The sequence below is a fragment of the Marinobacterium rhizophilum genome (genome assembly GCF_024397915.1).
Lineage (GTDB): Bacteria > Pseudomonadota > Gammaproteobacteria > Pseudomonadales > Balneatricaceae > Marinobacterium_A > Marinobacterium_A rhizophilum_A.
Genome location: NZ_CP073347.1, coordinates 4,566,325 through 4,592,421, shown reverse-complemented (window position 1 = coordinate 4,592,421; position 26,097 = coordinate 4,566,325). Strand labels below are relative to the sequence as shown.

The 26,097-nt window shown below is 61.9% G+C and carries 27 protein-coding genes; 13 read left to right on the top strand and 14 right to left on the bottom strand.

Features of this window, described 5'->3' with window-relative positions; genetic code table 11:
* Positions 1-168: 168 nt before the first annotated feature.
* Both KDW95_RS20770 and purU read right to left on the bottom strand, forming a co-directional pair.
* On the bottom strand, positions 169-1,068 hold the full coding sequence (locus tag KDW95_RS20770; protein WP_255853670.1) for a bifunctional 5,10-methylenetetrahydrofolate dehydrogenase/5,10-methenyltetrahydrofolate cyclohydrolase: 900 nt from the start codon (positions 1,066-1,068) through the stop codon (positions 169-171).
* Entirely contained in the window at positions 1,040-1,894 is an 855-nt protein-coding gene (gene purU, locus KDW95_RS20765; RefSeq protein ID WP_255853669.1) for a formyltetrahydrofolate deformylase, read from the bottom strand. Before purU ends, KDW95_RS20770 begins: the two co-directional genes overlap by 29 nt.
* A 535-nt stretch (positions 1,895-2,429) precedes the next feature.
* On the opposite strand from purU, the gene KDW95_RS20760 reads away from it, so the two are divergent.
* The gene (locus tag KDW95_RS20760) at positions 2,430-3,446 is read left to right on the top strand and encodes an ornithine cyclodeaminase family protein (RefSeq protein ID WP_255853668.1); all 1,017 of its coding nucleotides are present in this window, start codon (positions 2,430-2,432) and stop codon (positions 3,444-3,446) included.
* Positions 3,447-4,010: 564 nt separating this feature from the next.
* Here KDW95_RS20760 and KDW95_RS20755 read toward each other — a convergent pair.
* The 6 genes from KDW95_RS20755 to KDW95_RS20730 all read right to left on the bottom strand — a co-directional run bounded on the left by KDW95_RS20755 (position 4,011) and on the right by KDW95_RS20730 (position 10,774).
* Entirely contained in the window at positions 4,011-5,462 is a 1,452-nt protein-coding gene (locus KDW95_RS20755) for a two-component system sensor histidine kinase NtrB (protein WP_255853667.1), read from the bottom strand.
* Between the two features lie 342 nt (positions 5,463-5,804).
* The gene (locus KDW95_RS20750) at positions 5,805-6,605 is read right to left on the bottom strand and encodes a DUF2726 domain-containing protein (RefSeq protein WP_255853666.1); all 801 of its coding nucleotides are present in this window, start codon (positions 6,603-6,605) and stop codon (positions 5,805-5,807) included.
* A gap of 128 nt (positions 6,606-6,733) precedes the next feature.
* Positions 6,734-8,038: a Ni/Fe hydrogenase subunit alpha gene (locus tag KDW95_RS20745; RefSeq protein ID WP_255853665.1), complete on the bottom strand. Its 1,305-nt coding sequence runs from the start codon at positions 8,036-8,038 to the stop codon at positions 6,734-6,736.
* The gene (locus KDW95_RS20740; protein WP_255853664.1) at positions 8,035-8,826 is read right to left on the bottom strand and encodes a sulfhydrogenase subunit delta; all 792 of its coding nucleotides are present in this window, start codon (positions 8,824-8,826) and stop codon (positions 8,035-8,037) included. The genes KDW95_RS20745 and KDW95_RS20740 overlap by 4 nt, the downstream gene beginning before the upstream one ends.
* A 2-nt stretch (positions 8,827-8,828) precedes the next feature.
* On the bottom strand, positions 8,829-9,659 hold the full coding sequence (locus KDW95_RS20735) for an FAD/NAD(P)-binding protein (RefSeq protein WP_255853663.1): 831 nt from the start codon (positions 9,657-9,659) through the stop codon (positions 8,829-8,831).
* On the bottom strand, positions 9,656-10,774 hold the full coding sequence (locus KDW95_RS20730) for a 4Fe-4S dicluster domain-containing protein (protein ID WP_255853662.1): 1,119 nt from the start codon (positions 10,772-10,774) through the stop codon (positions 9,656-9,658). The genes KDW95_RS20735 and KDW95_RS20730 overlap by 4 nt, the downstream gene beginning before the upstream one ends.
* Positions 10,775-10,892: 118 nt before the next feature.
* Here KDW95_RS20730 and hypF point away from each other — a divergent pair, with 118 nt between their 5' ends.
* From hypF to dacB, 10 genes are all read left to right on the top strand, one after another.
* A complete protein-coding gene (gene hypF / locus KDW95_RS20725) occupies positions 10,893-13,208 on the top strand; it encodes a carbamoyltransferase HypF (protein WP_255853661.1) in 2,316 nt (771 codons plus the stop codon).
* A complete protein-coding gene (locus KDW95_RS20720) occupies positions 13,201-13,725 on the top strand; it encodes a hydrogenase maturation protease (RefSeq protein WP_255853660.1) in 525 nt (174 codons plus the stop codon). Before hypF ends, KDW95_RS20720 begins: the two co-directional genes overlap by 8 nt.
* Positions 13,713-14,054, top strand: a complete 342-nt coding sequence (hypA, locus tag KDW95_RS20715; protein ID WP_255853659.1) for a hydrogenase maturation nickel metallochaperone HypA — start codon at positions 13,713-13,715, stop codon at positions 14,052-14,054. Before KDW95_RS20720 ends, hypA begins: the two co-directional genes overlap by 13 nt.
* Positions 14,054-14,788, top strand: a complete 735-nt coding sequence (hypB, locus tag KDW95_RS20710; protein WP_255853658.1) for a hydrogenase nickel incorporation protein HypB — start codon at positions 14,054-14,056, stop codon at positions 14,786-14,788. The genes hypA and hypB overlap by 1 nt, the downstream gene beginning before the upstream one ends.
* A 2-nt stretch (positions 14,789-14,790) precedes the next feature.
* Positions 14,791-15,033, top strand: coding sequence for a HypC/HybG/HupF family hydrogenase formation chaperone (locus KDW95_RS20705; protein ID WP_255853657.1), 243 nt, complete (start codon positions 14,791-14,793; stop codon positions 15,031-15,033).
* Positions 15,030-16,184, top strand: coding sequence for a hydrogenase formation protein HypD (hypD, locus tag KDW95_RS20700; RefSeq protein ID WP_255853656.1), 1,155 nt, complete (start codon positions 15,030-15,032; stop codon positions 16,182-16,184). The genes KDW95_RS20705 and hypD overlap by 4 nt, the downstream gene beginning before the upstream one ends.
* The gene (hypE, locus tag KDW95_RS20695; RefSeq protein ID WP_255853655.1) at positions 16,171-17,190 is read left to right on the top strand and encodes a hydrogenase expression/formation protein HypE; all 1,020 of its coding nucleotides are present in this window, start codon (positions 16,171-16,173) and stop codon (positions 17,188-17,190) included. Before hypD ends, hypE begins: the two co-directional genes overlap by 14 nt.
* Positions 17,191-17,260: 70 nt before the next feature.
* The gene (locus tag KDW95_RS20690; protein ID WP_255853654.1) at positions 17,261-18,157 is read left to right on the top strand and encodes an EamA family transporter; all 897 of its coding nucleotides are present in this window, start codon (positions 17,261-17,263) and stop codon (positions 18,155-18,157) included.
* A 97-nt stretch (positions 18,158-18,254) separates the two neighbouring features.
* Entirely contained in the window at positions 18,255-18,449 is a 195-nt protein-coding gene (locus KDW95_RS20685; protein WP_255853653.1) for a hypothetical protein, read from the top strand.
* A 140-nt stretch (positions 18,450-18,589) separates the two neighbouring features.
* A complete protein-coding gene (gene dacB / locus KDW95_RS20680) occupies positions 18,590-20,050 on the top strand; it encodes a D-alanyl-D-alanine carboxypeptidase/D-alanyl-D-alanine endopeptidase (protein WP_255853652.1) in 1,461 nt (486 codons plus the stop codon).
* Between the two features lie 124 nt (positions 20,051-20,174).
* On the opposite strand, the gene KDW95_RS20675 is transcribed toward dacB, so the two are convergent.
* Positions 20,175-20,612: a hypothetical protein gene (locus tag KDW95_RS20675; RefSeq protein WP_255853651.1), complete on the bottom strand. Its 438-nt coding sequence runs from the start codon at positions 20,610-20,612 to the stop codon at positions 20,175-20,177.
* 259 nt (positions 20,613-20,871) lie between these two features.
* Here KDW95_RS20675 and KDW95_RS20670 point away from each other — a divergent pair, with 259 nt between their 5' ends.
* Positions 20,872-21,285, top strand: coding sequence for a DUF4399 domain-containing protein (locus KDW95_RS20670; protein WP_255853650.1), 414 nt, complete (start codon positions 20,872-20,874; stop codon positions 21,283-21,285).
* Positions 21,286-21,294: 9 nt separating this feature from the next.
* Here the strand turns inward: KDW95_RS20670 and KDW95_RS20665 are convergent, their stop codons facing one another.
* The 5 genes from KDW95_RS20665 to KDW95_RS20650 all read right to left on the bottom strand — a co-directional run bounded on the left by KDW95_RS20665 (position 21,295) and on the right by KDW95_RS20650 (position 25,532).
* The gene (locus tag KDW95_RS20665) at positions 21,295-22,329 is read right to left on the bottom strand and encodes an acyltransferase family protein (protein WP_255853649.1); all 1,035 of its coding nucleotides are present in this window, start codon (positions 22,327-22,329) and stop codon (positions 21,295-21,297) included.
* 97 nt (positions 22,330-22,426) lie between these two features.
* On the bottom strand, positions 22,427-22,720 hold the full coding sequence (locus KDW95_RS20660; RefSeq protein ID WP_255853648.1) for a GFA family protein: 294 nt from the start codon (positions 22,718-22,720) through the stop codon (positions 22,427-22,429).
* Between the two features lie 126 nt (positions 22,721-22,846).
* Complete coding sequence (locus tag KDW95_RS23650) at positions 22,847-22,987, bottom strand: GFA family protein (protein ID WP_441813618.1); 141 nt, start codon at positions 22,985-22,987, stop codon at positions 22,847-22,849.
* A 75-nt stretch (positions 22,988-23,062) separates the two neighbouring features.
* A complete protein-coding gene (locus tag KDW95_RS20655) occupies positions 23,063-24,538 on the bottom strand; it encodes an AAA family ATPase (protein ID WP_255853647.1) in 1,476 nt (491 codons plus the stop codon).
* A 61-nt stretch (positions 24,539-24,599) separates the two neighbouring features.
* Positions 24,600-25,532 (bottom strand): pirin family protein, encoded by a 933-nt coding sequence (locus KDW95_RS20650; RefSeq protein WP_255853646.1) that lies wholly within the window; start codon positions 25,530-25,532, stop codon positions 24,600-24,602.
* A gap of 121 nt (positions 25,533-25,653) precedes the next feature.
* Between KDW95_RS20650 and KDW95_RS20645 the strand changes: the two genes are divergently transcribed.
* Positions 25,654-26,097, top strand: coding sequence for a DUF1499 domain-containing protein (locus KDW95_RS20645; RefSeq protein WP_255853645.1), 444 nt, complete (start codon positions 25,654-25,656; stop codon positions 26,095-26,097).

Sequence of the window (26,097 nt, the reverse complement as noted above, 5' to 3'; positions counted from 1 at the left end):
AAGACGCGCGGACCTCGCGATGGCCGTAAGACATCGAAAATCACCGAGCGCCTTTGGAAAAGGACGTACTTGAGATATTGCGTTTACCCTGTTGCCCCGGCGACCTGGTCGACCGGATTAACAGGGGGGCTCCAGGACAGCATTCAGCTGCCCCGGATGCTTTTTCCCCTATCGCTTGCCGTTGAGTCGCATTGCCGACTCCAGAGTGTTCTGCATCAGCATCGCGATTGTCATGGGCCCTACACCGCCGGGTACCGGGGTGATGGCCGAGGCAACGGGATAGACGTCATCGAAGTCGACATCACCGACCAGCCTGGCTGTGCCATCCGCCTGCTCGAGCCGGTTGATGCCGACATCGATGACGACGGCACCGGGCTTGATCCAGCTTGATTTCACCAGCCCCGGAATCCCGACCGCCGCGACCACGATATCCGCCTGCCGGCAGAGTTTTTCAGGATCCTGGCTGCGACTGTGCAGTACCGTCACCGTGCAGTCGGCCTGCAGCAACAGGTTGGCCATGGGTTTGCCAACGATATTGGAGCGCCCGATCACCACCGCGTGCCTGCCGCTCAGACTGTCGCCCAGCTGCTGCCGTATCAGATGCAGGCAGCCGAGCGGCGTGCAGGGCACCAGGGCTTCCCCAGGATTGCCGGCCGCCAGCAGGCCGACGTTGCGGTAGTGGAAGCCGTCGACGTCCTTGGCCGGCTCGATCGCCTGAATCACTCGGTGCGGGTCGATCTGCCGCGGCAGCGGCAGCTGCACCAGAATGCCGTGAATGTCCGGGTCGACGTTGAGCCGTTCGATCAGCTCGATCAGCTCCGACTCGGCGGTCGTTTCCGGCAGATCGTATTGACGCGACAGGAAACCACAGGCTTGGGCACAGCGCCCCTTGTTGCGCACATAGACACTGCTCGCCGGATCGCTGCCGACCAGGATGACCGCCAGCCCGGGCGTTAGGCCCGCCTGCTGCACCCTGTGCCCGATCGAGACCAGCAGGTAATCGGCCGCTGCGCGGCCGTCGATGACCCGGACGCAGGGCTCAGTGAAAAATGACAGTTCGGTCTTCATTCAGCAGGATCCTGTGTTCGAGGTGAAGTTTGACGGCCTTGGCCAGTACCTGACATTCAGTGTCGCGCCCGATGGCCACCATGCTATCCGCGCAAGCGGCATGATCTACCCGCTGAACGCCCTGCTCGATAATCGGGCCTTCATCCAGGTCCGCCGTCACATAATGCGCGGTGGCGCCGATCAGTTTTACGCCACGTTTGTGCGCCTGGTGATAGGGACGCGCGCCCTTGAAGCTCGGCAGGAAGGAGTGGTGAATATTGATGACCTTGCCGGACAGTGTCCGACAGAGTTCATCGGACAACACCTGCATGTAGCGCGCCAGTATCACCAGATCGATCTGCTGCTCCTCGACCAGATCGACAAGCTTTGCTTCCTGCTCGAGCTTGGTCTCGACGGTGATCGGCATATAGTGGAAATCCACCCCTTCATGCTCGGCCCGGCGCCGGTAGCTTTCATGGTTGGAAACGATCGAGACCAGTTCCATCGGCAACTGCCGGATGCTGTTGCGATACAACAGGTCATTAAGGCAGTGACCCAGCTGCGACACCATGATCATCACCCGCGGCTTGACGTCCAGGTCATGGAAATGCCATTCCATATCGTAGCGGCTGGCGACGGGCTCGAAACGCGTTTGCAGGTCGCTCAGCGTCACCGCCGGAGCGATCTGAAAACAGACGCGCATGAAAAAGCGGTTATTGTCCGGGTCGACGTACTGACCGCTCTCGACAATATTGCCGCCCTGCTCTGCTATCGACCCTCCTACGGCGGCAATCACACCTTTTCTGTCATCGCAAGCGAGCGTTAGGACATATTTTTTAGTACTCATTCCGCACTCCTGTTGAGGTGTCTCGAGGGATTATTCAGCGGCATCTGTTAGCGGCTAGCGACCCTATATAAGCAGCCGACACCGGAGGTCTTTTATCCGCTTAATGCCGTTTTTATGCAGCTATGCAAAAGAAAAGTCTTTCGATAAGCCCGATCACAGAAACATTTATAATTCAGCCAAGCGGTCCTACGCAAAGGATCAATTGGAATTGAGGCATTCCAACCCGGAATGGCTTAATTAATTACAATTCCCCATACGTAAAACCGATTTACACCCACCCGCCATCAGAACAAAAGTAAGACCCTAAAAACAATATAAATCAAATAGTTAAAACAAATATTCCAGCATGGAATACAGCGATTCCGAATTATCCATTGCGGCAGGAGGCATGACCGAAATATAAATAACGTCAGATTCAGGCAGAACCAAAATTAAATTACCGATCAGGGATCGTCGATTTAAAAAGAAACCATTGCAAAAACGATTCGACCTTCATTAAACGCTTATAAAATAAACCTCAGGCGGAGAAACCCTTATGACCCTGGACAGAATCCAGATCCAGAATCACCTCGATATCGGCAGGCAGATGCTTTATCTGACCAAGCAGGAGGTCATCAATATCGGTCTGACACCCGAAGACATTCTCGGGCTGACACGTGAAGCCCTGATCGAGCATGGCCACAAACGCTTCGAGATGCCGGCAAAAATCGGCGTTCACCCCTACGACGATGTTTTTTACCACGCGATGCCGGCTTATGTGCCGTCAAAGAAGGCCGTGGGCATGAAATGGATCGAGTGCTATCCGCGCAACCCGAAGGAGCATGATCTGCCGCAGACCACCGGATTGCTGGTGGTCAATGATGTCGACACCGGCGCCCCCGTTGCACTGATGGACTCGACCTGGATTACCGCCGTCCGCACGCCCGCAGTGACGGTCCTGGCCGCCGCAGCCTTGCATCCGGATGCCGAAACATTCGGTATGTTCGGCTGCGGCGTTCAGGGTATCGAGCACGTGAAGTACATCGTTCACACGCTGAAGAAGCTGAAGAAAATCTATATCTACGATATCAATGAAGCATCGATGGACAACCTCATCCGCGAGGTTCAGCCACTGATTGATGTTGAGATCGTGAAAGGACGTTCTGCAGAGGAGGTCACCAAGAGCTGCGAGGTGCTCTGTTCGGCCACCATCATTCTCAAGGACCGCCTGTCGGTGGTGAAGGACGAGTGGGTGTCCAGGGGACAGACAATACTGCCCTGCGACCTTAATACATTCTGGGCACCGGAAACCTCCAGGCGCGCCGACAAATACATCGTCGACAGCATTGAGGAACACGAACTCTTTGCCGGTATGGGTTATTTCCCCGAAGGCCTTCCAAGCATCTATGCCGAAACCGGCGAGATTCTCGCCGGCATCAAGCCGGGACGCAGCCATAGCGACGAGCTGATCGTCAACAGCAACATCGGCATGGCCGTCTGCGATATCGTTGTCGGCAAGGAGATCTTCGATCGCGCGATTCTGGCCAACGCCGGTACCCGCCTGGGTCTCTGATCTGGGCCTGGTGCCGTAGTCAACAACCAAGGGGGGCTTTGTCCACCGCTGGACAATGCCCTTCCCCATCTCGGCCAATCTGGAGCACGAAGCCACCCTCACGGTCACCCTGCCCCCGCTTGATAGCCCGGCAGAATGGTGCAACGCTCCTCCCTCCCCGTCAACTGACCATTTTTCGCCCCCGCCAGCCGCTAGCTGTAGAGAGCTATGCACTCGAGTTTTACCGCCGCACGCTGCACCTACCGCGCGAGCACGAAAGCCTCAGAACCGGCAACACCGTCTTTCAGACGACCGACGAGCCCCTCCTGTCATTCATGCGAGGCGGCGAAGTGCGCTGCGTCTTCAACCTGTCTGCGCAGACACAGCAACTCAGCTGCGATGGCAAGGCTATCCTGATCGGTGAAACGGCAACACGGGGCACAATGTGCTGGAGCTGCAGGGTAACGGCTTCGCCATCCTGCAACGCTAGGCAGCAATCACTGCAGGGCAGGAACTGAGGCGGGCACACAAGCCCGCCTTTTTGCGTCTCAGGCTTTAGGGCTGCGGATATGTCCGCAACAGCCCCTATGACAGCTTGAGTTCGATATGGAAGCTGGTGCCGGATTCGGCATCCGAGGTCACGGCCATATGACCCTGGTGCTGTTCGGTGATAACAAAGTAGGAGAACGACAGTCGCTTGCCTGCATCGAGGGCCTGATCCGCAGAGGGGTCGCTGAAGTAGGGCTCGAACAGGTGCATCTGCTCATCACCGCTCAGGGCCACACCGTTGTGATGAATGCGAATCCAGAACGACTCGTACTCGGTGCTCAGCTCAATGCGAATACAGGGTTCATGGTCCGCCGTATCCACCTGACCCAGGGCATTACAGGCGTGGCGGAACAGGCTCAGAAAGACCTGCTGCAACTCGGTCACATAACAGGACACCATCGGCAGATCGGCCTCGTACTGCCGGTCGATGCGGATATCCCGAAAACGCAGCTGCGACGGCGCACTCAGCACGTCCTTCGCAAGCTCCAGCGTATGGTCCATGATGTCCGGCAGATGCGCCAGCTGGCTGACTTCGGTACGGCCGCGGGCAAATGACAGCAGGTTATTGATAATGGATTCGACGTGCTGGCCTTTTTCCGACGCATCCGCCAGCAAGCTGCCGAACTTGTCCAGCTCGCGCCCAACCCCCTCTTCTGTCCCCTTACCCTGATGCAGCAGACTCTGAAAACTGCTCAGGTCGAACAGAATGGCCTGCAACGGCTTGTTGATATCGTGGGCCATGGTAGAGGCCAGCTCGCCCATGGAGGACATCTTGTCGTGATGGATCAGCATGTTTTCCGCCAGCACCCGCTTGGTGACATCATCCACCAGGATAACCACACCGCTCTCGCTGTGGTCCTGCAGCGGGTAAACGGTGATATCGAAATGGTAGGTGCCGGGCTGGCTCTGCTTGAAGGTGAGGGTTTCGTTATTGTCCATCGCCTGGCTGATCTGGCGTGGTGATACGGTGATGGATGGATACAGATCCCAGAGGTTTTTATCCAGTGCATCGGCGGCGCTAATACCAGAGACTTCCTCGGCCTTGCTGTTCCACTGCGTGATCTGACCCTGCCGGTTCAGGCCAATCAGCATCAGCGGCATGGAGCTGAGAATATTGCGAATATAGGATTCCGAGGACTTCAGCAGGCCGGAGGTAATCACATGCTGCTGCACTTCCTGCTCCAGCAGCTGATTGGATTCCCTGAGCAGGCGGTTGGACTCGTCCAGCGTGGCGGTACGTTCCAGCACCCGCTGTTCAAGGTTGTTGCGAATGGCCTTGAGAGCCCGGTTGGACTTTTGCACCCGGCGCCAGATAACGAACATATTGATTGCCGCGATAGACAGCAGAATAATCAGAATGCCGCTCGACCAGTTGGCGACATATTGCCAGTTGGTCTTGCCGTCGGCGTCTTTGAACAGCGAAATCAGATCGGCGTGGGCAAGCTGGCTTTGCAGCAATAACAGCGTCAAGAATAAGTATTTTTTCATCTCTACATTCAATAATCAGAGAAAATATTAATGGCATTTCAGGGCTCGTCGGCGGTATTACATAACCCGGGCCCTGCCAATAACCCTGACACCGTTATTGCCCTGCAGGCCCCTACAAATACCGTCTGACTACAGTTCCCAACAGCACCAACCCGCTCAATGCACGATGACAAGCCTTTTTCTCTTTTCAGGCAAAAAAACAGCCGGCCTTGCTAACAGTTGAAACTGCGCCAAATTGTACTGTACCCGCCTCCCCTTGGCTACGACGCAGCCGCGCCACGGATTCCAGCAGCCAACAGCAAAGTGGCTGGCGACGGAACAATGCAGCTGCTCAGAAGGTCCTCAGGGCACCAGGCCTTCCAGGCGCTGACTCAGTGGCTCCTGGCTGCGTTCGCGCTGCAGTGGCATGCGCTGACGACAGCTCGGCGCAAGGCTGCAGGCCCAAAAGGCCTTGTCGGGTGTCGCTCCCCTGGGGGCACGCTGCAGCACCATGGGCGCGGCACAACGCGGGCATTCCATGGCCGCTGCCCCGGCATCACCCAACGCATCCGTCGCCATGCTATCCGGGCGCGCCGACAGCGACAGCCCTGACATGAGCGAATCAAGCTCCGGTTCCCAGGCATCCCGCGTCGATACCGGCGGCTCGAACAGCGCGTCGAACTGCAGGCCGATATCCGCCACCTGGTAGCTCAGCTGTGACGCAATCCGCAGCAGTGGCAGGCCCGCCTGCTCGCAGATGGCGTCCAGCTGCAGATCCCGGCGTGGCAGCTTTGTACGCCGCGGCGAGGGCTCATCCAGCTCCACCGCACAGACCGGCTCCAGCGCGGCCTGAGTACAGACCAGGAAGTTGAATTGCCGTCCATGGAGCCGGGCCAGAGCTGTTTCCAGAGCACGGCCGTGCAATGAATCATCCACCGTAATCACATCGGCCAGCGGCACCCGCAACAACACCCGATGATCGGCGCCCACGGCCTGTTCCAGTACTTCCAGGAAATGAATCTGATCATCCGTAAGCAGGCATTCGCCCAGCTCATAAGCCATCGTTGCGCCGTCCAGAGCAGCGTTGCGGCGATACCTGATACCCCATACAACAATGACCAGCACGACCACAGCCGCCACTATGGGCCAGTTAAACCACTGCATTTGATTAGCTTCCAATAATTAGGGGGAATCGAGGACTTTCTGACCAGACCGAACGTCCACAACGACGCGCACTACAGCACTGCATCGCTGAACGGCAGCGGAACAAATGCCGCGTATACCACAAGAATTCACCCGTCAGTTGAACGGTGGACGCGCAAATCCAGAAAGTGCACCGAACAGGAGATGCAGGGGTCATAGTTACGGATCAGCCGTTCGGCAAAGAACTGCAGTTCCTGATCACTGTGTTCAAGCCCGAACTGCGTCAGGCCCTGGTACAGATCCGCCTCGATGCGCGCCTGGTTCTGGCTGGTGGGCGGGATAATGCAGGCCTCGCGGATGAAGCCTTCGTTATCCAGTCGGTAGTGATGGTAGATCAGCCCCCGTGGTGCTTCGGTGCAATGGGCGCCCCAGCTGTCCCTGGGAACATCGGCCACCGCAGCAGGCTGGACCTCATAGTCTGTCAGCAGTCGCCCGGCTTCAAGAATGGTGAAATAGCACTCCAGCGCCCGCGCCTGGATACTGTGGTAGATATTGTCACTGGGAAAACGGATACCGCAGTCTGTCGCCAGGTCACGCACCGGTTGCGGCAGCTGGTCAAAATTAAGATTCATGCGCGCCAGCGGTCCCACCAGGTAGGGTTCTCCATCCAGCAAGGAGTAAAGCGCGGTGGTGTGCGGCTCCTGGTGCTCACAAAAATGCTGCTGATACTGCGTGGCAGTTATATCCAGCCCAGCACTGCTGCGCACCCGCCCCTCATTCATGGCGTAATCGGTGTCGTGGTGCAGCGCGACACTGGTAAACAGCTGGTGACTTTCTGGCAGCGCCAAGCTCGCCGTCCAGCGCACCAGCGCCTCGGCATCCTGCTCTGCCTGGCGCAAGCGCGGTTGCAACAGCGCCACCTCTTCTGGCGCCGGCGCACGGTGAAAACCACCTACCTTGAGCCCCACAGGATGCACCGAACGGGCACCACTGAGGCTGATCAGATCATTGCCCAGCGCCTGCAGCCGCAACCCGCGGCGCACCGCATCGGGATGCGCCTTGGCCAGGTCCATCATGTGCGCAAAGCCCAGAAAATCCGGTACCGCCAGAAAGTGAATATGCAGGGCGTGACTCTGCAGCCACTCGCCACACTGCAGCATGCGGCGCATGCGGCTGATCCAGGCCCCCGGAGCAAGACCCAGCGCATTCTCGATCGCCCGCACACCGGTCATCTGATAGGCGATCGGGCAGATGCCGCAGATACGCGACGCGATACTCGGCTGCTCGCTGTAATGTTTGCCCTCCAGAAACTTCTCGAAAAAGCGTGGCGGCTCGAAAATTCGCAGCACCGCCCGCTCCAGCACATCACCACGGCAATACAGTTCCAGCGCCCCCTCACCTTCCAGACGGGTAATCACGGGCACCCGCAGCCGTATATTGCGTGGGTCTGTCATGGCTCCAGCTCTTTAACGGGAATACGCCAGCGTGCCCATGCACGCTGAAAGGGTTTCACGCCGGCACTGATGGACACGAAGCGCTCGGCCACCTCGTGGGCGGGAATGCCCAGGCCGACCAGGCGTTCGCCCAGGGCATCGCAGTTGGGCTGTTCCGAAGGCCCGAAGCAGGTATAACAGGGGGCTCCGAAAGACGGGCACAGAGCACCGCAGCCAGCACGCGTCACCGGCCCCATGCAGGGTGATGCCTGGCTGACCAGCACACAGACCTGGCCTGCGCGCTTGCATTCCTGACAGACTTTCTCGGTCGGCAGCACCGGTGCAACCCCATACAACAGGGCCCGAATCGCGGCGATCAGCTGACGTTCGCTGATGGGGCAGCCCCAGAGTTCAAGATCCACCTTGATCAGTTCAGCCACCGGTCTTGAGTCGGCCAGGGAATCAAGATACCCGGGGTCGGCATAAACGGCGCCGGCCCAGAGCGCCGAGTCTTTGACATTGCGCAGCGCCTGTACCCCGCCGCTGCAGGCGCAGGCACCTATTGCGACCACGAAGCGCGACTGTTCGCGCACCCGCTGGATCCTGGCTTCATCCTCATGCGTACTGATGCTGCCCTCGACGAAGGCGATATCGACCTGGGCCTCGGGGTCATTCACCCCCGCTTCGATAAAGTGCCGGATATCCACCAGCTCAATCAGCCTGAGCAGATTTTCCCCCATGTTCAGGATCACCGACTGGCAGCCCGAACAGGAGGTCAGCTTGTGCACCGCAACGCTGGCCTTTGCCATGACTAGTAGCCCTCCAGCAGAAACCATTGCTGAATATCCGGTACCCGAAAAACCGGCCCCTCGCGGCAGATAAAAGGTGTGCCCATCTGGCAGTGACCACAGAGGCCAATGGCACACTGCATGTTCCTCTCCAGACTGACATAGCAGTTTTCCAGTCCGACTCCGGCCTCGGCCAGGCCACGCATGGACGCACGGATCATGGGTTCTGGCCCACACATCATCACGGTGCAGTTGTTGACATCAAACTCGGCCTTTTCGATCAGGCCCGTCACCATGCCGAGCGACCATGCAAAGTGCGCCTGTTTCTCTTCACTGGCCGACAGCAGCACCTGGCAGTCCGGCACCTCGCGCCAGCGTTCGTACTGCTCCTGCCACAGCAGATCATCCCGATGCTTTACGCCCTGCATGATCACCAGGCGACGGTAGGCCGGCCGCGTGGCGATGGCCCGCCGGATCGCGGCGATCACCGGTGCGCACCCCAGCCCTGCCGTGATAAACACCAGATCCCGCCCGCGGGCCTGCTCGATCGGCCAGCTGTTGCCAAAAGGGCCGCGCAGCCCCAGGCTTGCACCCGGCTCCAGGGCGACCAGCTTGCGGCTGATACGCCCCACCGCACGGATGGTGTGCAGCACCAGCCCCTGCTGCATGTCCATGATGGAGATCGGCACCTCCCCAAGACCATAGAGATAGAGCATGTTGAACTGGCCGCACTCGAAGTGAAAACGCGCGTGTGCGACAGGGTCGACCAGCTTGAGCGCCAGCGTCGCGACGTCGGCAGTCTCCATCACCTTGTCGATTACCACCGCCGGCTGCGGCAACCAGGGATCCTTCATTCGCGCGGCGCGCCTGCTTTCACTTCGGTGCACAGCCGGTCGACTTCCTCGACAATATCGATCCCCACCGGACACCAGGTAATACAGCGACCGCAACCGGTACAGCCACTGCGGTCGTACTGGTCATGCCACATCGCCAGCTTGTGTGTCAGCCACTGGCGATATTTGTGCACCGCACTTTCGCGCACCACATGCCCGACCAGATAACTGTGTTCATCATTGAAACAGGTATCCCAGCGCCGTATCTGGGTACTCTGGCTGGCATCCAGCGGCGATTCCTCATCGACCCGGGAACAGAAGCAGGTTGGGCAGACCGCCGCGCAGTTGCCGCAGGTCAGGCACCGGTCCGCCACCGACTGCCACAATTGCTCGTTATCCCGCGCCTTGTACAGAGGCTCACGCAGATCCGTGGAGGGCAGCGCCCGCTGTTGCAGGCGAGCCCGTTTTCTCAAGGCCTTGCTGCGCCGCTTGTGTGCACCTGCCAGCGGGCGGGTCGGCAACCTGGCCAGCAGTGCGCGGCCCCGGGGACTCGACGCCCACACCCAAAACCCCGCGCCCAGTTCGTCCAGCACCAGGTCCGCCCCGGCCGTTACCTCGGGGCCATCCCCGGTTGACACACAAAAACAGGTGGCGGCGCTGCGGTGGCAATTGACGGCAATCAGCAGCAGCTGTTCACGGCGAGCAGCGTAATGCGGGTCGGGATACTCGCCCTGTAGGAAATGCCTGTCCTGCAATGCGAGCGCCGCCAGATCACAGTTGCGCAGGCCGATAACCGCCGTCGGTGGCACCGTTTCACGCACGCTTTCAAATCGCAGCCCGCCCTCTACCTCGCGGGCCACCATCAGCGGCTGCTCCGGTGTGAACAACCAGGGTTTGAGCCCCTGGGCCGTACCTACCCAGTCGAAATAACGCCCATGCGCCTGCTGCTCCAGCCGGTAGCGCCCGGGCGCCTGATGATCCACCAGGCCCGCGGGAAGCTCGGCAACAGAACCGAGTTCGCGATACACAATCGCACCCTGTTCGGCCGTAGGGCCAACCACCCGGTAGCCATCGCCTTGCAGTGCTTGAAACAGCTGTGACAGGGCTTCGCGGGGCAGGAAAGCGCTTTGCTGCATCAGTTTTTCCAGCTCGATGATCAGAAAGTCTATTCAGCATAGTCCAGCGGTGCAGGCCCACCACGCGCAATACGCTATCTGGTCATATACTGCCTGCACAGTCTGTGCGGGAGTCACGATGGAGCAGCAGATCGCCGAAATTCGCATCCGCGGCACCGTTCAGGGCGTCGGCTTTCGCCCCTGCGTCTGGCAGCTGGCCCAACAGATGGCTCTGCGGGGCGACGTCAGAAATGATGCCGACGGCGTTTTTATTCGCCTGTTCCCGCCAACGCAAATGCACCGTTTCCAGCAGCAGCTTGAAACCCACCTGCCCCCGCTGGCGCACATCGACAGCATCACGACCCGGCTGCTGCCCTGCGGCGATATACCGCAGGATTTCTGCATTCTCGACAGCACCAGAGGGCACAACCGAACCCAGGTTCTGCCGGATATTGCCACCTGCGAGCGCTGCCGTAGCGAAATATTCGATACCCGGGACCGTCGCCATGGCTACGCATTCGGCAACTGCACTCACTGCGGGCCACGCTACTCCATCATCACCGCGATGCCCTACGACCGCAGCCATACCACCATGGCCCCGTTCAGGCGCTGCGCTGCCTGCCAGCATGAATACGTCCAGCCACTCGACAGGCGCTTTCATGCCCAGCCCATCGCCTGTGCCGAATGCGGCCCAAGACTCTGGCTGGCGGCACCCGATGGCACTGAGCTGGCCCGCGAGAATGCCATCGCCGTGGCGGCACAGCGCCTGCAACAGGGGCAACTGCTGGCTATCAAGGCCACCGGCGGTTTTCATCTGGCCTGCGATGCGTCTGACCCCTGCGCCATTGAGCGGTTGCGCAGCCTCAAGCACCGGCCGCACAAACCTCTGGCCCTGATGGTGCGCGATACGGCGCAGCTGCGTGCCTTTGCCCGTGTGTCCCGCACAGAAGAGCAGCTGCTACACAGCCCCGCCGCCCCCATCGTGCTGCTGGATATGCTCCCTGCAAGCCTGCCATCGGCCCTGTGCTCCGGGCTTGCACGGGTGGGGACCATGCTGCCCTCGACCCCACTGCAGCATTTGCTGATGGCGGCGCTAAACGGCCCCCTGGTCATGACCTCCGGCAATGTCGAGGGAGCACCGCCGTGCCAGGACAACAGCAGCGCCATGACACAACTGGCCCCGGGTGTGGATGCCCTGCTGTTGCACAACCGGGATATTCGGCACCGCGTCGATGACTCGCTCACCCAGGTCATCGCGGGCCGGCCACAAATACTGCGACGGGCACGGGGCTACGCACCCGCCGGGATATACCTGCCCGCAGGCATGCAGGATGCCGACGGCATACTGGCGCTGGGCGGCGATCTGAAAAATGCGCCCTGTCTGCTTCGCCAGGGGCGCGCGCATCTGGCGCCGCACCTGGGCGACATGGAAAATCCTCAACTGCAGCGACAGCTGCACCAGAGCCTGGAGCAACTGACGCAGTTGCTCGGCTGCAGGGCCCGCCTCATTGCCTGCGACCCTCACCCCGGCTACCACAGCCGGCGGCTGGCCCACCGCGTTGCCCAGACGCAGGGGCTGCCGCTGGTCGAAGTCGCCCATCATCATGCCCATCTGGCCGCCTGCCTGGCCGAACATCGCTACCCGATCGACGGTCCGCCGGTGCTGGGACTGATTCTGGATGGCAGCGGCCTGGCGCCTGCCAACAGCCCTCACCCGATCTGGGGAGGTGAAATCCTGCGGGCGGATTATCGCCACTGCCAGCGCCTTGATGGTCTGCCAGCGGTGGCGTTACCCGGTGGCGACCAGGCAGCACGCGAGCCCTGGCGCAACCTGCTTGCCCACCTGGAGCGCTGGCAGCCCGAATGGGCACAGACCGCCGCCCGCTTGCCTGCGCTACAGGATCTGCAACAGCAACCGTTGCACACCCTCAGGGCCATGATTCAACATAACCAGAATGCACCGCTGGCGAGCTCCTGTGGCCGCCTGTTCGACGCTGTGGCCGCACTGCTGGGGGCAACGCCATCGCGTCAGAGCTTTGAGGCCCAGGCCGCCATGCACCTCGAAGCGCTGGCGCAGTCGGCAACCGCTGCATCGCTGCCCGGCTTCGACCCGGGCAGTGCCACGGATATGCTTGATCTGACCGGCCTCTGGCAGCAGCTGCTGGACTGCGCCCAATCCGAACCCCCTGCCCGCACAGCCCTCTGGTTTCACCAGGCTTTAGCCCGACTGCTGGCACGGCGACTGCAAGCCCTGGCCCACGACCAGGGCTGCACCACCCTGGTCCTTGGTGGCGGCTGCCTGCAAAACCGGCTCTTGCAGGCTGAGCTAAGCACAGCCCTCACAGCCACCGGGTTCGAGGTACTGATTCCACACCAGGTGCCGGCCAATGATGGCGGCCTGGCACTCGGCCAGGCGGTCGTGGCATGGGTCCGCAGGGAGGCTGGCCATGGCTGACATCATATTACTGGCACTCGGTCACCCTGAGCGCACCGATGATGGCTTCGGAGAGCGGCTGCTGCGGTATTTTGAAACCCGCTACCGGTTGCCGGCGGATATTCGCTGCCTGTACGCCGGCCACCTGCCTCTGGCGCACTATGAACGCATCGCCGGCTGTGCCTGGCTGGTGCTGCTCGATACCCTGCACAGCGATACGCCGGGCCACTCGGTTGTTGTGGCCGACCCGCTGCCTGCACTGGACACGGAACCGGCCATCGCCGTACACCAGATGGGCGCGGTACAGCTGCTGCAGCTGCTCGAGGTGCTGGGTGATCAGCCGGCACGCATCAGCCTGGTAGGCGCCCCTTTCGCGTCCCTGGCGTGGGGCAACGGCCTGAGTCGAGCGCTTGAGGCCCGCCTGCCACAGGCCTGCCAGGCACTGGTCGACCTGCTGCGCTCAGGTGGAGTGAAACTGTTACGGCAACAGTCACATGAAGGCACATCACCGGATAAGGGCACCACATGCATGAACTGAGCCTGTGCAGGAGCCTGTGCACGAGCCTGGAGCACGAGGTGCAGACGCGCCAGCTCAAGCAGGTACTCAGCGTCCAGCTCGCCGTCGGCAGCCTCAGCTGTCTCGAGCCTCAGGCGCTGGAGTTTTGCTTCAGCGCTATGGCAAAGCCGTCGGCGCTGGAAGGCTGCAAACTGACAATCCGGCGCCAGCCTGGCAATGCCACCTGTCGCCAGTGCGCCAGCTGCTATCCTTTGGAAAACTGGCTCGACCCGTGCCCGGCCTGCGGCGCACTGGAGCGGGACCTGCAAGGCGGTGACGAGGTGCTGATAGAACAGATGGAGGCTTACTGATGTGTGGAATTTGCGGCTGTGATTCGTCGAAACTCGCACCGGTTTTCGGGTCCGTAAAGATAACGAAAGCCCCCGAAAAGACCACCCTGGCAACGCAGACCATTGAACTGCACCAGGACCTGATGCGCTCCAACCATCACCAGGCTGAACATAATCGTGACTGGTTTTCGCACCACAACCTCAGTGCCATCAACCTGGTGTCCAGCCCTGGCGCCGGTAAAACCACCCTGCTGGAACAGACCCTGACCCGGCTGCGCGGGCGCCGTGGCGCACTGGTGATTGAGGGCGATCAGCAAACCGAACTCGACGCGGCCCGCATTCGCGCCACCGGCACGCCAGCGGTACAGATTCAAACCGGTCAGGCCTGCCACCTGGATGCCTCCATGGTGCACCGCGCCCTGCACCAGCTGCCGGAGTCGGACGGAGCCCTGCTGCTGATCGAGAACGTCGGTAACCTGATTTGCCCGGCGATGTTCGATCTGGGCGAAAAAGCCCGGGTGGTGCTGGTGTCCGTCACCGAAGGCGATGACAAGCCGCTCAAGTACCCGTCCATTTTTCACCAGGCTGAACTGCTGATCATTACCAAGACCGACCTGCTGCCGTATGTCCAGTTTGATACCCGCAAATGTATCGAACATGCCCGCCAGATCCAGCCGGATCTGCAGGTACTGGAACTGAGCGCCACCCGGGGAGAGGGCATGACCGCCTGGCTCGACTGGCTGGAGGGACAGTAATCATGTGCCTGGCCGTCCCCGCCTGCATCCTGTCGATCAGTGATGCCCGCCACTGCCTGGCCATCGCGGACAGCGGCGGCGTGCAACGCCAGATTGACCTGAGCTGCGTCACCGGCGATATAGCTGCCGAGGATCTGATCGGACGCTGGGTGCTGGTGCATGTCGGCGTAGCCCTGGCCGTCATCAGCGACGAGGAAGCGCAGGCGTCGCTCGAAATCTGGTCGCAACTGCAGGATCTGCCATGAAATATGTCGATGAGTTTCGCAACCCTGAGGCCGTCGCCCGCCTGGTGGAAGCGATTCGCCAGCGGGCGGCGGCGCTGCCGCCCAGGCAGCACCCCTGGCAGCTGATGGAGATCTGCGGCGGCCATACCCACACCATTTTTCGCTTCGGACTGGATCAGTTGCTGCCCGACAACATCGAATTTATTCATGGCCCCGGCTGTCCGGTGTGTGTGCTGCCGCAGTCGGTCATCGACCAGGCCGTTGCCCTGGCCCAGCGCCCGGACACCCTGCTGTGCAGTTACGGCGATGCCATGCGTGTGCCGGGGCATCATGGCAGCCTGCTGCAGGCCCGCGCCGACGGCGCCCGGGTACAGGTGATCTATTCGCCCCGCGATGCACTGGACATGGCCCGCCGGCACCCCGACACCCAGGTGGTTTTTCTTGCCATCGGTTTTGAAACCACGGCGCCGGCCACCGCCCTGGCCATCCGGGCAGCGGCCCGGGAAGGCCTGACAAATTTTTGCGTACTGTGTCACCTGGTGCTGATCGAACCACCGCTGCGCGCACTGCTGGCAGACCCTGACCTGCGCATCGATGGCTTTGTCGGGCCCGGGCATGTCAGCCTTGTCACCGGCAACGCCCCGTTCGAATTCATTCCCGCCGAACACCACAAGCCCGTGGTGATCAGCGGCTTCGAACCGGTGGACCTGCTGCAGTCGGTACTCTTGCTGCTGGAGCAATTGCAACAGGGCCAGGCCCGCATCGAGATCCAGTATCGACGGGTCGCCACGACACAGGGCAACCCGGGGGCACGCGCCCCGGTGGACGACGTATTCGAGCCCGCCCCGCTGGCCGAATGGCGCGGGCTTGGGAAACTGCCCCGTTCAGGACTGCAATTGCGCCCTGGCTACCAGGCATTCGACGCTACACACCTGCTGCCGGACAGCCCTGCGCCTGGCACCCTCCCGACTGCAGATTCGACCACCGAAGCCGACCCCCGCTGTCGTTGCGCCGCAGTGCTCAGCGGCAAGCTCAAGCCCGGCCAGTGCCCGCTGTTTGGCCGCGAATGCACACCCGATACGCCCCTGGGCGCCCTGATGGTATCTTCCGAAGGCGCCTGTGCCGCCTGGTATCAATACCGCCACCAGGGACCCGCCCATGGCGCGCACTGAACGCATCAGCCTGGCCCAGGGCAGCGGCGGCGAACCCATGCAGCGCCTGCTGCGCGAGCTGATATGGCCGGTGTTCGCCAACCCCATCCTGGCCCGGCAGGAGGATCAGGCACGCCTGGCGTTCGAACTGCAACCCGGTGAGCAGCTGGCGTTCACCACCGATAGCTTCGTCGTCACACCGCTGCAATTTCCGGGCGGCGATATTGGCTCCCTCGCGGTCCAGGGTACCCTCAATGACCTGGCCGTGGGCGGCGCCGTGGCACGCTACCTCAGCTGCGGGCTGATTATCGAGGAAGGCCTGCCCGTGGCGCTGCTTCGGGACCTTTGCCTGTCGCTGGCAAAAACGGCACGCGATGCCGGTGTACAGGTGGTAACCGGCGACACCAAGGTGGTGCCCCGGGGCGCGGCGGACGGTCTTTTTATCAATACCAGCGGACTGGGCATTATTCCCGCCGGCATCAATATCGGCACGCACCGCCTGGCAGCGGGTGACAGCCTGGTTGTCAGCGGCCCGATCGGCGAGCACGGTGCGGCAATCCTGGCCAGTCGCCAGGAGCTCGCCATCACCGGCGACCTTCGCAGTGACTGTGCCAACCTGTCACCGCTGATCCAGACACTGCTGCCCAACGCCGGTCTGCACGCCTTGCGCGACATGACCCGGGGCGGGCTCAATGCCGTGCTGCACGAATTCGCCGAGGCCGCCGGCGCTACCGCAGTCATCGACGAAAGCGCCGTACCTGTTCGCCCCGCAGTCCAGGGCCTGTGCGAACTGCTCGGTCTGGATCCGTTGCAGCTGGCCTGCGAGGGGCGCCTGCTGGCCGTCGTAGCGCCGGATCACGCCGAGCATCTGCTGCAATGCCTGCAGGCCCACCCCATGGGGCAGGGCGCCGCCATCATTGGCCGCCTGACGCCAAAGCGCAATGTACCGGTCATACTCAACGGTCTCTATGGCATTGAACGGGCGCTGCCACCGGTATCCGGCGAGCTGCTGCCCCGCATTTGCTAGCGTTATTTCTCGCCCTTCCTCCGTCTAAAGCCGTTACAATCCGCTTTTCTCGCGTAACCCTGGACAACCGATGAACAGAAAAGCATGGACGCTTGCCCTGCTGGTCATACTGGCCTGGGGCTGCAATTTCGTTTTTATCCGCTGGGGGCTCGACGAACTTCCGCCCATGCTGCTGGGGGCGCTGCGCTTCATGTGCGTCGCCTTTCCGGCCGTTCTGTTTGTCCGCAAGCCCGACCTGCCGTTTCGCTGGCTGTTCGCCTACGGCATCACAATCAGCTTCGGCCAGTTTGCCCTGCTGTTCAGCGCCATGCATGTGGGCATGCCCGCCGGCATTGCCTCCCTGGTGCTGCAGGCCCAGGCAATATTTACCCTGGTGTTCGCGCTGCTGTTCCTTGGTGAGCGCTGGCAGCCCCAGCAACTCTGGGCACTGCTGATCGCCGCTGCCGGGCTGGCGGTACTGGCCAGCCAGGCGAACCCCGCCACCATGACCCTGGCAGGGTTCGGCCTTACGCTGGCAGCGGCCGCCAGCTGGGGAGCAGGCAATATTATCAACCGCCATATCGGCAGCCAGGGTTCCGTCAACCTGGTGAGCCTGGTGATCTGGGGTGCCCTGATCCCGCCGCTCCCCTTCATGCTGATGTCGTACTATCTGGAAGGCCCCGATCTGATCATGGCGAGCCTTGCCGGCATGGGCATCAAGTCGCTGGCCTCACTGAGCTATCTCGCACTGGTTGCCACCCTTTTCGGCTACAGTACCTGGGGCTGGCTGCTGCGACATCACTCCGCGTCGCGTATCGCACCGCTGACGCTGCTGGTGCCCATCGTCGGGCTGCTCTGCGCCTGGCTGGTGCTGGACGAAGGCCTGTCAGGCATACAGGCCATCGGCATCCTGCTCGTGATGCTGGGGCTGCTGGTGAACAGCTTTGGCCAGCGCTGGCTGCAACAGCTCAAGCGCTGCAGCGTTTAGGGCAACCATGCAAGAAGTTCAGGCTTGCCCGGAACTTCTTGCAAAAGCCGGGCGCCTAAACCATACCTGTAGAGTCTGTTCCTGCGAGGCACCCCCCATGTACAAGACCAAGCACTGGACAGCGGAGCAACTGGCAAAGATGAACGAGGCGTCCTTTCTGGTTGAAGCGCTGGACATGATCCGCATGTCACCCGAGCTCAGCGATGGCAGCAATACCATCGATATCATGAAGAGCAAGCTCGATGCCCTGGAAGCTGCGCTGGGCATTCGCCTGGACAGTATCGATAGCTGATCCGGGCTCCCGCCACGACTGTGCTGCTGCGACGCCGGCCCTGTGCCGGCGTTTTGCCAGCCACCGCTAAATACACTGAACTGTTCCCCCTGCACGCTGACAAACACAGCTCCCCCTGGCCCAAGGACCCTGCCGATCCCATGAAACTTCGACCTGCTCAGTTACTGTGCGCAAGCCTTGTCTTAATCACAGCTGTCGCACAGGCCGACGTCAGCGCCGAGCGCTGGCAGACACTGCTGCACCTGGCACCCACCGGCAGCCAGATTGGCCTGCGGGTTGAGCCCCTGGATGCCGGCGGCACCGTCAATATCGATTACCAGTCGGACCTGCTGCTGCCGCCGGCCAGTACCCTGAAACTACTGACCGCCCATGCCGCCGAACTGCAGCTGGGAGCGGACTTCCGCTACCAGACACGGCTCTGGCGCCGTGGCCAGCAGCAGGGCAACCAATGGCAGGGAGACTGGCGACTTGAATTCAGCGGCGCACCGGACTTCAGCCGGGCCCAGCTGAACGCGCTGCTGAACCAGATCAAACAGCAGGGTATCAGCCGCATCAACGGTGACCTGCTGCTGGACAGCGCCGCCTTCGATGGCTACGACCGCGGCAACGGCTGGCCCTGGAACAACCTGGGCGTGTGCTACAGCGCCCCCGCCTCGGCGGTGATACTGGATGATAACTGCGTGGCCGCCAGCCTGACACCGGGCGAACCCGGCTCGGTGGCGCGTTTTTTCATACCGCCCCACCAGCCGCTGGAGGTGACCAACGAGGTCGTCACCGTCACGCTGCAACAGCAGCTCGAAACCCTGTGCGAGCTGGAAGTCGATACCGGCCCCGGCAACCACTATCGCCTGCACGGCTGCGTGGCCAACAATCGCAAGATCGTGCCGCTGAATTTTGCCGTCAACGACCCCGTCGCCTTCACCCGTGACGTTATTGCACGGCAGCTGCAGGAACTGGGCATTCAGTGGCAGGGGCAGGTTCGTGGCGTCAGCAATGCCGGTACCGGCTGGCAGGCCGTGATGCAGGTTGAGTCCGCTGCGCTGTCACAGTTGCTGGGCGAAATGCTGCAGGACTCGGACAACCTGATCGCCGACAGCCTGCTGAAAACCCTTGGGAAGCAGGACGGCGGAGCCGGGAATTTTCGTAATGGCGTACGTGCCATGACCACACAGCTGGAAACCCTATTGGGACAACGGCTCGAACCTGCAACCCTGGCGGACGGCTCGGGGCTGTCGCGGGACAACCTGCTGCAGGCATCGCAACTGGCAGCAGTGCTGCGCCAGCTTGCCCGCACGCCGGCCGCTGTAAGCTACCAGACCCTGGCGGTGGCAGGTGAGTCCGGCACCCTGCGCTACCGCAGCACCCTGCGCAACCCGCCGCTGCGCGGCAACGTGCGCGCCAAGAGTGGCACGCTCAATGGCACCAGCAACCTGGCCGGCTATATCACCGGGGCCTCGGGGCAGCGTTATCTTTTTGTGCTGATGGTATCGGGTATCAGCCTGAGCGATGCCGACAGACGGGCATCCTGGCGGGATCCATTGCAACACCCGGTACGGGCGTTCGAGAAGGCACTGCTGGAATGGGTCTATCAGCGGGGCTGATCGCCGGGAGCCAGCCGAGCGCTGACCTGCTGCGGCCAACCGCCCAAGCACCCGGGTATAGCTGCAGACAGCCCCAAGCCCCGACCGGCAAGGGTCGGGGCTTGGGAGCATTGCAGCAACCGCCTTACTGAGCGGCTTTTTCTTCCGGCTCTACCGGCGCGTTCTGCTCGGTAGTCATGGCGTCCTTGGCCATATCCATGACCGCATCGGCGGCACTGGCAGCCTCGTCAGCCATCGCGGAAGCTTCGGCTGCCACATCGGAGGCCATATCACTGGCACCTTCCACCATGTCGGCAGCGGTTTCGGTCACGGCGTCGGCGGCATCAGCCGCCATATCCTTGCCCTGTTCAACCATGGTCTCAGCGTTTTCCTCAACCGCTTCAGCCGTGGTTTCCATCTGCGCTTCGACTTGCTCGGTCATGGCGGGTTCGGCCTGGGTTTCTTCCGCCGCCGGCGCCATGGTTTCGGTTTCAGCCTTTTTTTCGGCCTCGTCATTGCCGCAGCCGGTCAGGGCTACGCTGGTCAGCAGTACCGCAGAACAAAGCAAATAGGGCAGTTTCATAACAATCTTCTCTCCATGTCGTTGAATAGTCGTAGCCCGAAACGCAGCCTGGGCGGCGTCGGCGCCCACCGGTAACGGGTAATCCGGACAAGTTCACTATAAACCCGAATCCCATCCACCGTTCCCAAAAGGTGCGCTCAATGTGCATCGCCGAGCCTTAACCTGCCCTGAGCGGACGACTCTGAACCATACTGAGCCGGGTCGGCACGCGATGCTCGGCGCCCCCAACACTGTACCGATCCGAAAATGGAGACTCTGCATGAATTTCAAACTGACACTGCTCTGTATCGCCCTGGCGACACCGGCGACCCCGGCACTCGCTGACTCCGCCGCGCCCGCAGGCGCAAGGGCCTACATCATTTCACCCGCCCACGGCGAAACCGTACCCCGGACCTTCAGGGTACGCTTTGGTCTCAGCGGCATGGGTGTGGCGCCGGCCGGCACCGACAGGGAAGGCACCGGCCACCACCATCTGCTGATTGACCGTGCCGAGCTGCCGCCCGCCGGCGTGCCGATGGATGGCACGGTGCAGCATTTTGGCGGCGGCCAGACCGAGGTGGACCTCACACTGGAACCCGGTGAACACAGCCTGCAGCTGCTGCTCGGTGACATGCTGCACGTGCCCCACAATCCCCCGGTCGTGTCGCAAAAGATCCTGATTCAGGTGGAATAGGCCTGCCCGCTACCAGCCAATGAGCATGCGACTGTGGCGCGGCCAGGTGCGCCGCACCAGCCAGGCCAGGGCGTAGCTGCCTGCTGTCGCCAGAATCAGCGACAGCAGGGTCGCCATCAGGTTTACCAGCGCGCCGGGGTGCACGGCCTTGAGCACCGGCAGCATCAAGTTATGCACCTGGGTCAGCACCATGGGATGGATGAAAAACAGGGCGAAACTGGCGGCAGAGATTTGCAGCAGTAGCGGATTCTCCGGCCGTGTTGTTAACCAGCTGGCAAACTCCAGCAGCACGAGGCACAAAAACAGCTTCTGCCAGAACATCAGATCGACACCATCAAAAACCAGCGCCGCCTTGTGGTAGTTGGCCAGATGCGGGAACACCAGCGTCTGCAAGACGACAAACAGCGAAACACCCAGCAGGGACAGTGCAAACAGCAGCCGGTGGTGCCGGTTCAGCACGGCGAAATGCATTGAATACAGTATGCCCGCCAGATAGTAGGGGGTGAAATAGACCAGCGACTGCAGCACGTTCATGTTGCCCAGCGGCCGATGCACCAGCATGGCAATAACACAGGCTTCGGCAAACAGCAGCAACCGGGCCGCCAGGCTGGCGCGGATATACAGCAGGTACAGCGGCGACAGCACAAACAGCGCCATGACAAAGGGAATGTACCAGTGCGGATAAAGCACATAGCCGTCGTGGACCTGCCAGTAGATGTTCTTTGCGAACTTGGCCAGCGTCATGCCCGGCTTGCCAAGCCAAACCTGCATCATCGGCAGCAGGGCCACCAGCGAAATGACCAGAAACGGATAGAGCACGTTCTGCACTTTCTTGCGCATGAAATCGCCATACTCAAAGCGGCGATAAAACACGCTGTGAAAGAAGAACCCCGAGATAAACACGAATACCGCCGTGCCGCCGGCGAACAGGTTCTGCAACGCCATCGGCAGAGTACGGTCCACATTCACCACGGCGTGGCCAAGGATAATCACCAGGATGGCGATACCCCGCAGGTAATCGAACTCCAGAAAGCGCTGCTTCAAGCTGTAACCTTGCCTTGCGCCCGATAGCGGCGCCCAGAAGTAACATCCGGTTACCCGGACAGGGTTAAATAACCACCAGCGCCCGAGTGTGCCGGGATCAGGTGGGATAGCTGTCGAAACTCGGCACCGCGTCAGTGATCCCGGCATCCCAGTCCGCACGGCTGGCGCAGAAAATACGGGCCTGGGGCAGGAGCCCCGGTGCATCATCCAGCGAACCGGCCGGCACCAGTACATAGCGGCCATCGTCACTGCCATGGGCCACCGGTGAGCCACAGGCCCGGCAGAAGCTGCGGCCAAAGCGTGCGGCACCCTGCAGCCTGAATCGCTGCACCCGGTCTTCGCCGCCCAGCCAGTGCAGCTGCTCCGGCTTGCAGAACAGATTACTGGGCACCTCGAAATACCTACTGCGCGACTCATAGGCTGCGTTGCGCGGTGCTCGGAATCCTCATGTATACCCCATACACTGCGGTTCCTGCGCGCCGTGCGCCTTGCCTCTAAGCCTGCTCGTTACGGTTTATCAAGGTGCCCTACTGGCATGGGATGAACCGGTGGCATGGCGGCAGCGGCTGCAATGGCAGAGCATAAAGCGCCGGAACGAACCCTCTATCCGATAGCGCACCGCGCCGCACAGGCAGCGGCCTTGCTTGAGTGAACCCATGCTGAATCCTCGCGGGGTGGGCCTGAATGCGGCCTGAAAACCGCATCTGGTTCATGACAACAACAGGACAGCGAATCAGTCGCAGGGGACCGCCCGACTCCTGGCCCAGAGGCGCAACTGCGCCACCGGTTCTGCCATCAGGACCGATAGCGGCCTTGTTGCGGCCAGTTCGTCCTGCAGCAGGGCGGTATTCAGCGGCTGATCCCGCGCATGGGCGGCATAATAGGCCGAGACCACCGCCTGTTCAATCTCGGCGCCGGAAAAGCCGTCGCTGCGCTGCACCAGCGCATCCAGATCAAACTGCTCCGGCTGTGCGCCGTGGCGGCGAAGATGAATGCACAGGGTTTGCGCCCGCGCCTCGGGCCCCGGCAAGTCGACAAAGAACACCTCGTCAAAGCGGCCCTTGCGCACCAGCTCAGGCGGCAGCACCTGGATATCGTTGGCCGTGGCGACCAGAAACACCCCTGCGCGCTGCTCCGACATCCAGGTCAGCAACGTGCCCAGAATGCGCCTTGAGGTACCCTGGTCGCCCTCCCCGGTGGCCATGCCCTTCTCGATTTCATCAATCCAGAGTACACAGGGCGCCATCACCTCTGCGGTGGCCAGCGCCTCGCGCAGGTTGCGTTCGGACTCGCCGATATACTTGTCGTACAGGGCGCCGGCATCAAAGCGCAATAGCGGCACGCCCCAGCTGCCCGCGACCGAACGGGCCGCCAGGCTCTTGCCACACCCCTGTACCCCCAGCAGCAGCACCCCCTTTGGACGCTGACCGCCCGGCGCATCAGCCTCGCCAAGGAAAAATGCCCGCCTTGTGCCCAGCCACTGCTTGAGGCGGGAAAAGCCCGCCACCTGGTCGGGCTGCACACTGTCGTACTCAAACTGCAGCACGCCATTGCGGCCCAGCAACCGGTACTTGGCCTCGGTGACCGCGGGCAGGTCCGAGGCGGTGATGGCGCCATCGTCGGCCATGGCATTGCGAGCCAGGCGGCGTACATCGATGCGTGGCAACCCTTGCAGGTTTCGCACCAGCAGCTGCAGCGCCCGGGGACTGGTTTTTACCTGGGCGCCGCTGTGCTGGCTCCACTGGCGCGCCTCCTCGCGCACGATCTGTTCAAGCTCTGCGGCATCGGGCAACGCCAGCCGTATCCGGGCGCAAAACTTGTCGAGCTCCGCCGGAACGTCCACGTCATGGCTTACCAGTACCAGCGTATGCCGCTCGTCCAGGGCGATATCCTTGAGCAGGCGCACATGCAGCGGATCATCAAGAAAGGGGTGCAGGTCGGCCAGCATGTAGATACCCGGCTCCTGTACCGCACGTATGTGTCCCAGCGCATCTGCCGGCTGGGCATGCAGCCGTTGCGCCGGCATGGGGGTGTCGAGGCGCGCCAGCCCCTCGGTCAGGCTCCACTTGAACAGCGGCCTGGAGGCGTGGCGCACCAGTTCGCACAGCAGCTGCTGCACGCCTTTTTCATCATGGCTGCTGATCGCGACAAGCGCGATGCGCGAGCGCAACAGCGCGGCCAGGTCCTGTAATTCGCAGGGGGAATTCATGGGCAGCGACTCCATCGGCGGTTCAAGGCGGACACATCGGCGTTGGGCGGCATCGACCGGGCTATTTCAGACGCGCGTTTTCCGGCCAGTCCGGCGCCTTGAGCGCCGCGCCCTCATAGGTTGTCACCGGCAGGAAGCGCCGCTGCGCGTTCCAGTCATCCAGCGCCGCGCGCAGGGTCTCCTCCCTGTGGCCGACAAAATTCCACCAGAGTTTGACCGGGTGCGCGAAGGGCTGCCCGCCCAGCAGCACGCAACGCGCGCCCGCAGACAGCTGCAGTTCCAGTGCGCAGCGACCGCCCCCCAGAAAACAGAACTCATCGCCATCCAGCGGTTGCGGCGAGCAGGCCTCGCCCTGCAGGCTAACGCTGCCACCGAGTACGCACAGGCCATAGTCAAACACGGGATCCAGCGCCAGCGACAGGGCCCCGCCCTCGGGGCTGCAAAGCTCGGCCGCCACCAATGGCGAGTAACAGCGCGCCGGTGAAATCAGGTGTTCCAGTGAGCCCATGATGACGCAGGCCTCTACACCGCCGCGTTCAAAGCGGGGCAGATCGCTCAGATGCTCAAACGCGGGTTCGCAACACTCGGCACTGCGCGGCAGCGCCACCCAGAACTGCACCCCGGCCAGGGGTTCCCGGTTGCCCGCCGGGCTCTCCTCGGAATGAGCAATGCCGGCACCGGCGGTCATCAGGTTGAGCTGGCCCGGTGCGATTTCCTGTTGGTACCCCAGGCTGTCCTTGTGCAGCACAGCGCCGCTGGCCAGCCAGGTCACCGTCTGCAGGCCAATATGGGGATGGGGCCCGACATCCAGCCCGGTACCAGGCGCAAAGGTCACTGGACCCATGAGATCCAGGAAGCACCAGGGGCCCACCATGCGCAGCGCACGCTGGGGCAAAAACCGCCTGACCACCAGTCCCGCACCCAGATCGCTGCTGCGCCCGGCCAGCCGCGTCATCTGTGCCGGTGCCGCTGCGCCAAATTCATCCGTTACCATGCTTACCTCCTGCGCTGACAGAGCCGGGCGTCCGGGCCCGATCTGCTGCTAAGATTCAAGGGTTCGATAAGCATAGAAGCGCACGGGCGAACCTGCCCCGCCAATACGGAACCCAAGCGGTATGAAAACGAATTCGCGACTGACCTGGTGGATCCCGGTGCTGCTGTACCTGGCCGGCTGCAGCTCCCAGGCGCCCTCAAGCCTCGGTGTGCAAAACGGCCGCCTGGCCCCCTGCCCCGACACACCCAATTGCGTGGGCAGTGAATACCCGGACAGCCCCGCGTGGATTGCCCCGCTCAGTTTCACGGATTCACCACCACAGGCCTGGGCACGACTGCAAAACCGCATCCAGGCCCAGGGAGGACAGATTGAGACCCTGACCGACACCTACCTCTGGGCCACCTACCGCAGCCGCCTGCTGCGCTTTATTGACGATGTGGAGTTCCGCCTGGACAGCGAGGCCAGGCAGATCCAGGTACGCTCCGCCTCGCGCCTGGGCTACTCGGACCTGGGCGTGAACCGCAAGCGTATCGAGGACTTGCGCAGCGCCTTTGCCAGGGACTGA